This window comes from Salinisphaera sp. SWV1, assembly GCF_052044155.1.
Classification (GTDB): Bacteria; Pseudomonadota; Gammaproteobacteria; order Nevskiales; family Salinisphaeraceae; genus Salinisphaera.
In genome coordinates, this window is record NZ_JBQDYE010000041.1 from 1 (window position 1) to 14,194 (window position 14,194).

Here is a 14,194-nt window from a genome sequence, read left to right on the forward strand (position 1 = left end):
TCTCCGTCAATAGCGACAGCGGAGAGATTGGCTTATCGGTTATGCCGCCGGAAGGATGGGGTTGGTGGACCGTTTACAGCTCATCCGCCGAAATGACTCGATTGACCAGCCCGATGTCGGCTGCCCTTTCGGCGGTTATCAGATCGCCGGTCAGCAGCATCTCCATCGCGTGCTTGTTCGCCACATTTCTCGACAGCGCGACCATTGGCGTGGCGCAGAACAGGCCGATATGAACACCGGGCGTGGCGAAACGCGCCTGCGGGCCCGCGTACGCGAGATCGCAGCTGGCAACCAACTGACAACCGGCGGCGGTGGCCACAGCCGTGACCTCGGCGATGACCGGCTTGGGGTTGTTTACGATCGCCTGCATCACGCCGGAGCACCGGGCCATCAGGCCGTCGAAATAGGCGCGGCCACGATCCGGCGCCTGCCGCGCGGCCGTGATCTCCCTGAGATCGTGCCCGGCACAAAAGGCCGAGCCATGAGCCGCCAGCACGATCACGCGGACCGATTCGTGCGCCGCCGCCCGGTCCAGCGTCTCCCGCAGGCGGGTGAGCATGGCCTCGGAGAGCGCGTTGCGGCGAGCGACATCGTTCAATGTCAGCCGGAGAATCCCCCGGTCGTCACACGCTTCCAGGAGTATGTCGTCGTGTTGCTCGGCGCGTTGTTCTGGCTGCATGGCTGAATCTCGAATCCGGGCCGTTAACTGTCGAAATCAAACCCTGGACAAGCGACGTTTCCGAACGCTCGCCTTGTCGCACCGGTCAGTCTCGGGTTGGCATTGTCCGCACAACCCAGCCTACCAACTCCCGGGCACGGCGCCATTAAAGCAATCGGGTTATGCACACGGCCGCCGGAACTGTTGCGCCGGTCATGGCCGCACGGCGTGCGTGTCCGCACCGAGCAACGTTCTTCCAGAAGGCCCCGCTACGCAGGCCAGGCAACCCATCACACCCCCATATAGGCCTTGCGCACCTCCGGATCGCGGGCGACGTCCCGCGACGGGCCCTGACTGTGCAGCCGGCCCTCGGCCAGTACATAGGCATAATCGGACAGCGCCAGGGCCAGGTGCAGGTTCTGTTCGACCAGCAGAATGGTCAGCCCCTCGGACTTCAGCTCGCGCAGGGTCCCGAACAGTTGCTGCGTGAGCAACGGCGACAGTCCGAGCGACAGTTCATCGATGATGAGCACCTTGGGATCAGCCATCAGGCCCCGGGCGACCGCCAGCATCTGCTGCTCGCCGCCGGAGAACGTGCCCGCCTTCTGGTCGCGGCGCTCCTTCAGGCGCGGGAAATAGTTATACACACGCTCCAGACTGGCCGAGAATTTCTGCCGCGCACGCTTGGCGTAGGCGCCCAGTTCGAGGTTTTCCTCGACCGTCATGTCATTGAACAGTTGCCGGCCTTCGGGCACCAGAATCAGCCCACGGCTGGCCTTGTCGTGCGCCGACAGACGCGTCACATCCTCGCCATCGAAACGCACCCGACCGCGCCAGGCGCTGATACTACCGGTGGCCGCACGCAGCAATGTGGTCTTGCCGGCGCCGTTCGCGCCGACCAATGTGGTCATGCCATGCGGCTGCACCTGCAGGCTCACGCCCCAGAGCACCTGGAGCTCGCCGTAACCGGATTCCACATCCTCGAGTTGCAATAGGGCTTTGCTCACGACTCCTCCATCAGGCGGTTGGCCAGGTCGGCATCGCCGAGATAGGCCTCGATAACAATCTTGTCGTGGGCGATTTCCTCCGGCTGGCCTTCGGCCAGTTTCTCGCCGAAGTTCAATACCATGATCCGATCCGACAGTTGCATGATCACCTGCATGAGATGTTCGATCATCAGGATCGAGATACCGCGCTCCTCGCGGATGCGCCGGATGACGCCGATCATGTGTTCGACTTCGGTCGGATTCAGACCCGCCAGGGTTTCATCGAGCAGCAACAACTGCGGCCGCCCGGCCAGAGCGCGCGCGATTTCCAGCCGTTTCTTGCTGGCGATGTTCAGATGCCCGGCCAGCATTTCGGCCCGATCGGCCAACCCCACGGTTTCAAGGCTCTCGCGGGCCGCCTTGGCCGCCGCCTTGAGCGGCAGATGTTCGGCCCCGAAGCAGGCGCCGACGGTGACGTTGTCCAGCACCGTCATATCGTTGAGCGGTTTCACAATCTGATGCGTGCGAGCGAGCCCTTTGCGAACCACGTTATACGGCGCCATACCCGTGATCGTCTCGCCCTTGAACACCACCTCGCCGGTGTCCGGCGGAATGACACCGTTGATCAGATTGAACAACGTCGTCTTGCCGGCGCCGTTCGGACCGATCAGGCCGAATATTTCACCTTCGGCGATCTCGAAATCGACACCGTTGACCGCCTGAACGCCGCCAAAGCGTTTGCTGAGTCCGCTGACTTCCAGTATCGCGCTCATTCAATCACCTTGCGTAGCCGGGGCACGCGGCGATAGACCCAGCCCATGAAGCCTTCCGGCAGGAACAGCACGATCAGCAGCAAAAGGATGCCGGCCACCACCAGCTGGAACTGAGAAAAAGTCGACGACACCAGCAGATAGCCGCGGAACTGCTCGTAGGCGAACGCGCCCAATGCCACCCCGAGGACCGTGCCCTGGCCGCCGAGCATCAGCATCACGATGGCCTCGATCGACAACGTCAGATCGAACGCCTGCTCCGGCAGAATCACCCCGTTCTTGAAGAAATAGATCGTGCCGGCCATGGCGGGAATAAAGGCGGAGGCGGCGTAGGTCAGGCTTTTGTACAGCGGGGCTTTCACACCCAGAACCTGTGCCGCGTCCTCATCCTCGCGGATGGCGAACAGGCCCAGCCCGAAGCGCGAACGCTTGATCACCAGGCTCAGGATCATGGACAGCGCCATGAGGGCAATCATGGCGAAATAGGCCAGCCACAGCGCGTGCCGGGCCCCACCCAACGCGTTGAAGCTCGAAAACGACAGATACATCCCGCTGGCGCCACCGAACGGCTGGAAATTGGTGACGAACGCCTTGACCGCCTCGTTGACGCCGATCGTGGCCAGCGCGAAATAGGCACCACGCAGCCGCAGGATGCCGCTGCCCAGCACCAGCGCCAACAGGCTCACCACGCAACCGGCGATCAGGCATGCCGGCCACAGCGACCAATGCAGCGTGTTGACCACATACAAACCGATATAGCCGCCGAGGCCGAAGAACGCGATATTGCCGAAATTGACGTAGGCGGTGTAGCCGATCATCAGGTTCAGATTCGACGCCAGGATGATGTACACCGCGCCCAGCAACAGGCTTTCACGCAGGGCGATATCACCGGTGACCGCGGGGATCAGCGCGAATGCCGCCGCAACCAGCAGGATGATCCAAAATGTGGGTCGCTTGAGAATCATCGCTTACCCCGCCCGAAACGCAACAGGCCCTTCGGGAAGAGCACCAGAATAAGCACGAACAGCGTGAATTCGATCACCGGGGTCCAGCTGACATCCACGAAAGGCGCGCTCACGCCCTCGATCAACCCCAGCAGAATGCCGCCCAGCAACGCGCCGGCGGGATCGCCCAAACCGCCGAGCACGACCACCACGAAGCTCTTGAGCTCGTAATTCGCGCCCGACAGGATGGTGAACGGAAACAGCGTGGCGATCAGCAGCCCGGCCGCCGCGGCCACCGCAATACCGATCCCGAAGGATATCGCCAGCACCCACTGGGTATTGATGCCCATCAGTTCGGCAGCCTGACGGTTATTGGCCACCGCGCGGATGGCCTTGCCCAGCCGGGTGTAATAAAGAAAGGCGTACAGCAGCCCGGCCAGGATCACGGCCAGTGCCGCCGCTACCAGTTGGGTACCGGGAATGGTGTAGCCATGCAGGCTTACCGTCAGCTGCGGCACGCTCACGTCGACATTGTACGGACTGGTGCTCCAGACCGCGGTGCCGATACCGATGATGATCATGTTCACGGCAAACGTGGCCAGCAGGGTCATCAGGTCGGAACCACCAATCACCCGGTGAACCGCCACCCAGTACACCCCCACCCCGAATACGAACCCGCCGGCGAGCACTACGGGAATCGACAAATAAGGATTGAGTCCGGCCGCTGTTACCAGAAAATACAGCGCGAACATGCCCAGGGCGATCGTGGCCCCGTGCATCAGGTTGATCACGTTCATCACGCCGAAAATAAGCGTGAGCCCGATGGCCGCGAGCCCATAGATCGCGCCCACGAGCACCCCGTTGACCAACGAAGCGATCAAGTCATAGAACATTGAGACGGCCCCTGCCGTGGATGACGCCACCGGGTCGGGGCCCGCACCGGCCCCGACCCGGATCCGAAACCGGATTTAGTGCGATTTTTTCAGCGGATACACGATCGCGGCATTGCTGGCCGACTTCGGCCAGACCACCTTGCTTTCGAGTTTGCCGTCACTGCCCTGCTGCCACTGTGCCAGCACCATATCGTGGCCGATCTGCAGCCCGTGCTCGTCGGCCTTGGTGGCAAAGCGAATATGGCCGTAGAACGTGGTCGCGTCCATCGCGTTCAGCGTCTTGGCGACCGCGGCGGTCTTGATCGAACCCGCCTGCTCGATGGCATGCTGCAGCACCAGACCCGCCGCGTAACCGCCGGCGGCATGATACCCGGGCTTGGTGTGGTATTTGTTCTGGAACATCGTGGTGAACTGCGACGCGGTCGGCCCGAAATCCGGCTTATAGGCCACGCTGGGCTCCCACTGCGACGGCACCGTCACGCCCTCGGCCGCTTCGCCCAGCGATGCGAACTTGGGAATGTCCGGCGCCACCAGCAGGGAAATGAATTCCAGATTGGATTTCTTGTCGTAGAGCTGGCGAGCGAGTGTGCTGCCATCGGCATAGTGCCCGCCGCCGATCAACACATTCGCGCCCGAGGACACGATCTTGTTGATGATCGGGCCGAAGTCCGTGGTGTCGGGCGAATAGGACTGGTTGAGTACGATATTCAGCCCCATCGACTTCGCCGCATCCGCCGCGCCGGCGGCTGCCCCCTGCGAGAAACCGTCGTTGGAGTAGACCAGCGCGATCTTCGCCTTCGGGTTGTTCGCCTTGACCACCTCCAGCGCACTCTTGAGGTATTGCGCGGCCGGCGTATACATCTGGAAGAGATACTTGTTGCCGAGCTTGTACGTCTTGCCCTCGGCGGCCCCGGTGGTCAGCATGATCTTGCCGAACTGCTCGGAAACCACGGCCGCAGTGGAGGTCAGGCCCGAGGAATACGGGCTGAATAGGAAGTCGGCATTATCCTGCAGGATCAACCGGCTATACAGCTGCTGCACACGGCCGGCCTTGGACTGGTCATCGTAGTACTTGAGCTTGACCTTGTAGTCGGTACCGCCAGCCTTGATGCCGCCGTTGGCGTTGACCTGATCGCGCCACATCTCGAAGCCGCGCAGCTGCGGGGTGGCGTCGGCGTTGAGCTTGCCCGTCTCCGACGAGGTAAAGCCGATGGTCAGGGTATTGGCCTGGGCAAGACCCGCGGCGGGCAGCACGGCACTGGCCACCAGCAGTGCTGCCATTAATGATTTGCGCATTGTTGTTCTCCTCGATTGATCTCATTCTAGTTAACCCGGCTTGTTAACCCGGCTTGAATTGCCTGTCGAATATCCGGGCACGTACCCGAGACGACACGCAGGAGGAGGCCGCCCCTCACATCGAGGCCGGACGGTAAGGAACCGGATTACCCCCCTCCCAACGGCACGCCTGATAGAAAGCGGCCTTGCGATAACTATAGGCGAATTGAATTCGGCTGTGGTCGATTTCGTGCAAATCGATTGCCAAGCCAGAACAAACGCCGGTGGCGAGCCAGGGCCACCGAGCGAGCCGCGGCCCAGGGCATTCTGGCCCGCTATTGGCCCGTATCCGGGTTCGATAAGCGCGCACGTGCCGAACGAATGGATCGCGACAAAACCATCGGGGCGGCTTTCGTCCAGGCCATGATCGCTCGGCTCGCGCCGGGCCAGGCACACCACGCCCCGCTTTGTCCCCGCTAACGCGTCAGTCGCTGCATATCGACGTTGGCCTCGCCGCGCTTGATGGTGTTGCCCACGGCGGCCAGCGCGGCATCATGCCGCCGTGTCCACCGGCGGCCGCCGGTTCGCCCTCAACCGGCGCCGGTTGGACATTTCGCGCCAGACCGCGCTCATCGCAGGCCCGCCGCAGGTGAACAGACACAGCGCCCGCCGCTCGCGGGGCGATACGTCACAATCGAACCATTGTCACGTCGAAAAACAAGCTTGGGCTGCAAGGGAAATCAGCCACCCCTGACGGCCTGATTGTCCAACGCAAAAAAACCCCGGCCGAAGACCGGGGTTTTGCGACGGTCGCCGAAAGCAGCGACCGGGTCAAGTGGCGTATTGGCCCGCGACTACTGCGCGATCATCAGCGACTTGCTGTTGATGAATTCGCGCATGCCGAAGCCGCCGTGTTCGCGGCCGTAACCACTGTCCTTGACGCCGCCGAATGGCAGATTGGGCTGGGCGATGTAGTAGCCGTTGATGCTGACCATGCCGGTATCGAAATGGTCCCGCGCCAGACGTTCGGCACGCTTTTCGTCTTCCGAAAAGATGCCGCCGCCCAGGCCGTAGACCGAGTCGTTGGCAATACGAATGGCATCGGCTTCGTCCTTCGCCCGGATGAGCGAGGCGGCCGGGCCGAACAACTCGCCGTCATAGGCCGGCATGCCGGGTTTGACGTTTTCCAGCACAGTGACCGGATAGAAGAAACCTTCGACATCCGGTACCTCGCCGCCGATGGCACAGGTCGCGCCATTGGCGACCGATTCCTTGACCTGTTGGTGCAGCTTGTCGCGCAGGTCTTCGCGCGCGAGCGGGCCGAGCTGGGTGTTTTCGTCGGCCGGATCGCCGAATTCCACCTGCTTCATCTTTTCGACGTAAGCATCGCGGAACTTCTCGTACACCGCGTCGACCACTACGAAGCGCTTGGCTGCCACGCAGGTCTGGCCGTTGTTGTTGATCCGACCGGTGACACAGGCATCCACAGCCTTGTCGATATCGGCATCCTCGAGCACCAGGAAAGCGTCGTTGCTGCCCAGTTCCAGCACTGTCTTCTTCAGATGCTGGCTGGCGTCGGCGGCAATCTTGCGGCCGGTCGCCGCACTGCCGGTGAAGGTGACACCGCGCACACGCGGATGCCTGGTGACCTGGCTGGCCTGTTCATCGTGAATATAGAGCACGTTGAACACGTTCTCGGGCAGCCCCGCCTCGCGGCAGATCTGCTCGAGCGCCTCGGCGCAGCCCCAGACGTTGGGCGCGTGCTTGAGCAACACGGTATTGCCGGCCATCAGATTGGCGACGGTATAGCGAATCACCTGATAGAACGGAAAGTTCCAGGGCTGGATACCGAAGATGACGCCGATCGGCTGATGCGTGACCACTGCGCGGCCGCCGGGCAGGTCGCGCGGCTCGTCGGCCAGCACCTGGGCGGCATGGTCGGCACTGTAGTCACAGATGCCCTTGCAGAGCTCAAGCTCACCCGGCGCCTGACTGATGGGCTTGCCCATTTCGTCGGTCATCAGACGCGACAATCGATCCGTTTGCGAGACGAGCAGTTCGCCGATCTTGCGGACGATGGCACCGCGCTCGTCGAACGAACGCTGTTTCCAGTCGAGAAACGCCTCATGGGTCTGCTCGATCTTCTGCTGTAGTTGTTCGTCCGTGATCGTGTCGAATTCACGGATGGTCTGGCCATTGGCCGGATTGATGCTCTTGACGGTGGCCGTCATACGGAACTCCAGAATTTTGGATTGGGCGCGAAGCGGGTCGACAATGATCGACCGTACGCCAATGCGTTCCCTGTCTACCTGCCGTTAACCGACCGGTTTTTCAAGGCAGGCGGCGACCTCAGGCGCGTTGTCTTCTGCTGCAACACGATCGGACACGCGGGCCCCGGGGGTGCGAATCACCGCGATTCGGCGGCCTGGGACGTACCCCGTCGCCGTCGGATCTATCTGCCGCCGTCCAGGGGTGTCGCCGGCGTGGGTTGCGCACCCGCCGATAGCGCCGCGGTCGACACCACGCAATTACGGCCCCGCTGTTTGCTTTCGTACAGCCGCCGATCGGCGCGTTCCACCGCAATGGCCAGCGTGTCGCCGGGAGCGAGCATGGTGACGCCGAAAGACGCGGTCACGCTCGGCACGGGACCGATCGGGGCGTTGGCGATCGCCTCGCGCAGGCGTTCCGCCAAACGGCATACGCCCGTGATATCCGCACCCGGGATAACGGCCAGGAATTCCTCGCCGCCCCATCGCGAGACACAGGCGTCGGCTCGCAACAATTGCTTGCACCGGTCGGCGACGACGGTCAGAACCTGGTCGCCGATGATGTGGCCGTAGGTATCGTTGATTGCCTTGAACCGATCCAGGTCGAACATGATCAAACCTGCCCCAGCCTGCTTGGTAAGACAGTCGCGCAGTATCTGCTCGCCCACGCGCCGGTTGTGGATGCCGGTCAAGGGGTCCTGGTTGATCAGCGCCTCCATCCATACGCGGTCGGAGACGAGGCGTTCTATCGTTCCGCTCATGCCGCGCAGGATCGGCAACAGGACCACGAGCATGACGGCCGCCGGGCCATAGGTCATCACCAGCGCCCTACCGCGGGGCGTCCACATCTCACCGGGATGGCCGAACAAATACAGCAGAACCGGGCCCCCGACCAGGATCCAGGCAAGCAAAGCCATGCCGATCGCCTGCCGCCCCGGGAAGAAGATCATCACCATGACGATCAGCACCAGCAGAAGAGCCGATATCGGCGGCAGCGTCGTGACCAGTTGCAGCCCGGAGGTCATGATCGCCTGGGCGGTGTAAAACCACGTCGGCATGATCAATGCGGCACCCGAAGCGAGCAGCGCGATTCGGGCGATGGTCAATAACCACCGCGGACGCCGGAGCAATGCGATAAGCAGTCCGGCGAACAGCGCACACATCACCGGCGGGACGATCAGATCCAGCGGGCGATGCGGGGCGCTGAGCACGTTCATCAGCGTGGCACTGGCCGAGGCAAACAGGGCCAGCGAAAGCATGGTCGTAACCGCGGTATGGAGGTAACGTCCATTCGCAACATACCTCGGCATTGTCGTTACCCCGAAATCGCAAACAATAGAGCGTGGCCCCGTGCCATCCGGCCGTAGGCTGACGATACAAGACCTGATCCCGCCCTTCTATTTTCAGGTGCGCTCGGCGCGCAATGGACGCGGCCCGGGGCCGGGCCCGCCGGGTTCGCGGGTCCCGGGTCGGAGCTCGGCCGCCCCCCGGCCGGGGGATTGGCCGGCGACGACAAACACGCCGGGAATGATACAACGCCCCTCGACAGGAAAGGGGGCGGATCGCAGGGCAGCCCGAATCCTTCGCGCCGACCGGTCGCCGAGGCCGCGCTGTCGACGCGGACCGTATACCGCCCCGTCGTTTGGGCGGTGTCCAGACTGGCGTGATCACGACAGACGGGCGCTCTGGCGTCAATGTCCGAATTCACGGATGCCAGCTGGCCACGCCGGTACGGATGATGACAACCGCAGCGGGCTACTACAGCGTCGTGCCGGGCCCGCGCACAATGCCGTGCGCGCGACGAAGAGGGGCGTGATCCCGGACCAGGCCGCCGCGCGACGCTTGCAGGGCCGCGGCGACATGGGGTGCGTGCGAACATTACACACGCGGCGGCGCCGGAGCCGTTAAACTAGGCGCTTCCGCGCCGAACCGGCGCGGCGGTTTCCCGGCGCGACACGGCGCCCGAGTCTGCAGGCTTTGAATGTCCTCCCCCAGCACACCAGAAAACGATCGCACACCCTTTTCGGCCATGGGCCTTTCCGATGCGGTCATGAAGGCGTTGGCCGACGTCGGTTACGAAACGCCTTCGCCCATTCAGGCCGCCACGATCGGCCCCCTGCTGGCCGGGCGCGATGTGCTTGGCCAGGCGCAGACCGGTACCGGCAAGACAGCGGCGTTCGCCCTGCCGATCCTGTCGAACCTGCCCTTTGGCAAGGAAGCGGGCAAGCAACCGCGCGCGCTGGTGCTGGCACCGACGCGCGAGCTGGCGATTCAAGTCGCCGAAGCATTCCAGCGCTATGCCTCGTTCATGCCGGGCTTCCATGTGCTGCCGATCTATGGCGGCCAGGGCTACGGGCCGCAGCTGGCCGCCCTCAAGCGCGGCGTGGACGTGGTGGTGGGCACGCCGGGCCGCGTGATCGATCATCTCAAGCGCGGCACACTGCGACTGGACAGCCTGGAATGGCTGGTGCTGGACGAAGCCGACGAAATGCTGCGCATGGGCTTCATCGACGATGTCGAATGGGTGTTTGAAAACACGCCGCCCGAGCGGCAGGTGGCGCTGTTCTCGGCCACCATGCCGAGCGCCATCCGCCGGATCGCCAAGACACACCTGCGCGATCCGCAGGAAGTCACGATCAAGACCCGCACCACCACCGCCGACAATATCCGGCAGCGCTACTGGATCGTGGGCGGCGGCATCAGCAAGCTCGAGGCGCTGACCCGGCTGCTGGAGGCCGAACCGTTCGACGCCATGCTGGTGTTCGCGCGGACCAAGAAGGCCACCGACGAGCTGGCCGAGAAGATCTCGGCACGCGGCTATGCCTGTGCCGCGCTCAATGGCGATATCGTCCAGGCGCAGCGTGAGCGCACGATCACCCAGCTCAAGAACAAGCAGCTCGATATCATCGTCGCCACCGATGTCGCGGCGCGCGGACTGGATGTGGATCGCATCAGCCACGTCATCAATTTCGATATCCCGCACGACACCGAGTCCTACGTGCATCGCATCGGCCGCACCGGGCGCGCGGGCCGTCAGGGCGATGCGATCCTGTTCGTGACCATGCGCGAGAAACGCCTGTTCAAGAACATTGAACGGGCCACGCGCCAGGCCATCGAGCCGATGGACGTACCGACCATGGCCGACGTCAACGCGCAGCGCGTCGAACGCTTCAAGCAGAGCATCACCGAGACCCTCGAAGCGGGCGGCCTGGAGCCGTTCGCGGAACTGGTCGAAACCTACCGCCAGGAACACAACGTCGACCCGACCCGGCTGGCAGCCGCCCTGGCTCGGCTCGCCCAGGGCGGGGAACCGCTCTCACTGCAGGCCGCGCCCGTCGCCAAATCGGCCGGACAGGCCTTTCACGAGAGCAACGACGGCAGCGACAGGCCGGCACGCCGGAAACAACCCGCGGCCGGCGCCCTGAGCATGGAAACCTTCCGCATCGAGGTCGGTCGCGAACACGGGGTCGAGCCCCGCAACATCGTGGGCGCAATCGCCAACGAAGCCGGCGTGGACAGCAAGGACATCGGCCGGATCGCAATCCGGGACGACTTCAGCCTCGTCGACCTGCCCGGGGGTATGCCGGAAGAAGTCTTCGCGCATCTGAAAACCGTCTGGGTCGCCAATCGCCAGCTTGAGATCAGCCGGGTGAAGAACAGCTTCGGCAGCGCCGCCCCGGGCCCGCGGGCGAAACCGGCCGGCGCCAAGGACAAACCGCGCCACAAGAAGTCGGCCAAGAAGAAGGCGGCGTCCAAAAACAAGGGCAAACCCAGGCCGAAACCCAAAACGCCGTAAGCGATGGGCCCTGCCCTGGCCCGTGACGTACTCGGCATCGCCGGCCTTTGTCGGCGCGAAGCCGGCCAGCGGCGTCGATTCGGAACGCGCGGCGCACGGAGCGGCCCGATGACAGCGACTACACGGCGTTCTCGGCGCGGGCCGCGGCGTTGCCGCGATCGAGTTCGTCGATCGCCTGCTTGCCACGCTGGCCGATGTCCTCGAGCCGCCGGATCTGTTCGTCGAGCTTCGGCAGCGCTTCACGCCGGTAACGCGAGACTTCGTCGATGGCGCCGATGACATCCGCAAAGGCGTTTTCGAGCTGCGCCGTGTCCAGCATGGCCGAGGCACTGCGGTTCTGGATGTCCACACCCTGCGAGCGCAGCTGTTTCGCCGTGCCGGCGATCATGTCCGAGGTGGTCTGGTTGAGCGATTCGATACGGTCCAGCACGAGCCGCTGGTTGGCCAGTGCCAGCGCCGTCGTGACCGCCACGTTGAGCGCCGAAACCGTGACGTTGAGCGCGCGATCCACCCCGCGCATCAGTTCCCGGTTGTTGCGGATGACCACCTCGAGCGCGAGCACGCCCTGCTGGCTGACGGTGAGTTGCTGCTGTAGGTCGACGATGCGCTGGCGCAGGGGAAACAGCAGCTCCTCCTCGATGAACCGGCGCTTGGCGTTGTCCTCGGACAGTTCCTCGGACGCGGCTTTCAGGCGCCGATCGATGAGTCGGCCGAGCTCGATCTGGCGCTGGAGCTGGCCGAGTGTTTCACGCAGCGCATCCTGATCGTCGGCCAGCGTGAGGTTGTCCCGGCGCAGCATATCCTTACCGGATTCGAGGTCGCGGATAATGGCATCGATGGCTTCCTGTGCGGTCTCGAACTTCTGGAAATAACGCGCCAGGCGATTACCGACACCGGGGATGAACGAAAAAGTACGCGCAAGCCGGCCATCGGCGAGCTTGTGGCGATTGGGGTTCAACGCTTCCATACGCGTGCGCAGCCCGACCAGTGCCTGGGCGACCGGCCCGCCGTCGCGCCCGTGCCCGGCGAGCTGGCGGATCGGCGTGTCGAGCATGGCGCTGCGGTGGGCGGCCTGACGCTGCACCTCGGCGCCCATCCCGTCCACCGCTTCGCGCTTGGCCTGCGCGCTCGCGGCTTCGGCCTCGTCCATGGCCAGCACATCCGCCACGAACGCATCCGCGGTGCGCGCCAACTCGGGGTCCTCGGCCTCGGCTTCCGGGCGCGGCCGACTTTCCGATTCGATTTCGCTGGCGATCTCGTCGACCGGCAGCGACAGGCTCAGCGGGCTGCGCGGCGCATGCGCGCCACGGTCTCGATCAGGTGTTGTGTCCATAGCGCTCTGCCTTGTCGATGAAGCGTTTGAGATCGTTGAGCGCCTGCTCGGCGCCAACTTCGGCCCGCGGCCGGTCGGTGTTCACCCGCGACATCACCACCACTGCGTTGTCCAGTGTGGTCAGTGCGGTTTCGTTGGTCGCCGCCCGTTCGGCCAGGCGGCGCTCGGTGTCGGCCACCAGATCGAGCCGGCGTTGCAGCGCGTCGCGTTCATCGGCGACGCCGCGCGGGCCCATTTCGGCCAGGCGCCGGCGCACATAGGCGGCATCGATACCGGCCACGCCGGCCGCCAGCGCGCCCATGGCGCGCAGGTTATCCGCCGCCGTCAGCCCAACCTGCACCACCATGGCCCGCGAGCGATCGAAGGTCACCTCGCTTGCATCGAATTTATCCGCCAGCACGTCGAGCACGCGGGTGTAGCGCGTATACACACGATCGGCATGACCGGCCAGATCGGCGCGCCGGGCGTGGAGCAGCGCCCGCTTGGCGCCACACAGGGCCAGCACGACGTCGTCGGCGTCCGCCGGCGGCGCGGCCGGATCCAGTTCGGCAACGCCCGCCTCGCGCCGGGCGCGCTCGGCATCGGCGCGTTGCTCGCGGGCCCGGGCTTGTGCCACCGCCTGACGCCGTCTTGCCTCGCGCCGGGCGCGCCAACGGCGCCAACCGCGTTCCGCCGGGATCTCCACCGCCAGCGCCGCCAACCCGGCAACCCAGCCGAGAAAGCTCGGCGAGAAGCCGCCCCAGAGCGAGGTCAGCCACAGCACGAACGCCAGAAACGGAACACCGAAGACATAACGCAGGATGACGCGCCAGCGCGTTGGCGGCTCGGCGGGTACGGCAAGTCGCGGATCGAGCATGCCGGCGAGAAACCACGGCAGACAGGACAAAAACAGCCCGTATGCAAACCCCTGAAGAAAATCGAACATGTCGTGTAGTTTAGGCCCTCGTACCGCACCGCGACAGGCGCCGGCGCCCCATCGCAACCAGCCGTTTCAGAGCCTGCAGCAATAGGCTCCCAGTCGCGGATATGGGGGCATACCCAGCCGCGCGCAAACCACCGGCCGACGCGCACCCGGCCGGGACATGTCTGCTGACATTGCGGGGTAACAGCCACGGTTTATCAAACCCGTGACACTGACGTTTGAGCCATATGGCGGCGCAGATCGAGCCCCGAAGTCCTGCCCTGAGGGAGCGGCCGGTGCGGCAATCATCATGCCGGCCATGCCCTCGCCCGCATCCGAGGCCGGGATCGACCAAGCCACGCCAAACCGAA

General features: G+C 64.2%; 10 protein-coding genes and 1 pseudogene. 1 reads left to right on the top strand and 10 read right to left on the bottom strand.

Annotated features, from left to right (window positions below; translation table 11 throughout):
- Positions 1-76: 76 nt before the first annotated feature.
- The 8 genes and pseudogenes from ACS8YF_RS16405 to ACS8YF_RS16440 all read right to left on the bottom strand — a co-directional run.
- Positions 77-679: pseudogene (locus ACS8YF_RS16405) on the bottom strand (enoyl-CoA hydratase-related protein); the annotation flags it as partial.
- 269 nt (positions 680-948) lie between these two features.
- On the bottom strand, positions 949-1,665 hold the full coding sequence (locus ACS8YF_RS16410) for an ABC transporter ATP-binding protein (RefSeq protein ID WP_440851226.1): 717 nt from the start codon (positions 1,663-1,665) through the stop codon (positions 949-951).
- Complete coding sequence (locus tag ACS8YF_RS16415; protein WP_440851227.1) at positions 1,662-2,417, bottom strand: ABC transporter ATP-binding protein; 756 nt, start codon at positions 2,415-2,417, stop codon at positions 1,662-1,664. Before ACS8YF_RS16415 ends, ACS8YF_RS16410 begins: the two co-directional genes overlap by 4 nt.
- Positions 2,414-3,379: a branched-chain amino acid ABC transporter permease gene (locus ACS8YF_RS16420; RefSeq protein WP_440851228.1), complete on the bottom strand. Its 966-nt coding sequence runs from the start codon at positions 3,377-3,379 to the stop codon at positions 2,414-2,416. Before ACS8YF_RS16420 ends, ACS8YF_RS16415 begins: the two co-directional genes overlap by 4 nt.
- A complete protein-coding gene (locus ACS8YF_RS16425; protein ID WP_440851229.1) occupies positions 3,376-4,251 on the bottom strand; it encodes a branched-chain amino acid ABC transporter permease in 876 nt (291 codons plus the stop codon). The genes ACS8YF_RS16420 and ACS8YF_RS16425 overlap by 4 nt, the downstream gene beginning before the upstream one ends.
- A 75-nt stretch (positions 4,252-4,326) precedes the next feature.
- Positions 4,327-5,547, bottom strand: coding sequence for an amino acid ABC transporter substrate-binding protein (locus tag ACS8YF_RS16430; protein WP_440851230.1), 1,221 nt, complete (start codon positions 5,545-5,547; stop codon positions 4,327-4,329).
- Positions 5,548-6,380: 833 nt separating this feature from the next.
- Positions 6,381-7,757, bottom strand: a complete 1,377-nt coding sequence (locus ACS8YF_RS16435) for an NAD-dependent succinate-semialdehyde dehydrogenase (protein WP_440851231.1) — start codon at positions 7,755-7,757, stop codon at positions 6,381-6,383.
- A 221-nt stretch (positions 7,758-7,978) separates the two neighbouring features.
- A complete protein-coding gene (locus tag ACS8YF_RS16440) occupies positions 7,979-9,052 on the bottom strand; it encodes a GGDEF domain-containing protein (protein ID WP_440851232.1) in 1,074 nt (357 codons plus the stop codon).
- A 770-nt stretch (positions 9,053-9,822) separates the two neighbouring features.
- Between ACS8YF_RS16440 and ACS8YF_RS16445 the strand changes: the two genes are divergently transcribed.
- The gene (locus tag ACS8YF_RS16445; RefSeq protein ID WP_440851233.1) at positions 9,823-11,589 is read left to right on the top strand and encodes a DEAD/DEAH box helicase; all 1,767 of its coding nucleotides are present in this window, start codon (positions 9,823-9,825) and stop codon (positions 11,587-11,589) included.
- A gap of 118 nt (positions 11,590-11,707) precedes the next feature.
- Here ACS8YF_RS16445 and ACS8YF_RS16450 read toward each other — a convergent pair whose 3' ends face one another.
- Positions 11,708-12,922 (bottom strand): toxic anion resistance protein, encoded by a 1,215-nt coding sequence (locus ACS8YF_RS16450; RefSeq protein WP_440851234.1) that lies wholly within the window; start codon positions 12,920-12,922, stop codon positions 11,708-11,710.
- The gene (locus ACS8YF_RS16455) at positions 12,906-13,847 is read right to left on the bottom strand and encodes a cobyrinic acid a,c-diamide synthase (protein WP_440851235.1); all 942 of its coding nucleotides are present in this window, start codon (positions 13,845-13,847) and stop codon (positions 12,906-12,908) included. The genes ACS8YF_RS16450 and ACS8YF_RS16455 overlap by 17 nt, the downstream gene beginning before the upstream one ends.
- Between the last annotated feature and the right edge of the window lie 347 nt (positions 13,848-14,194).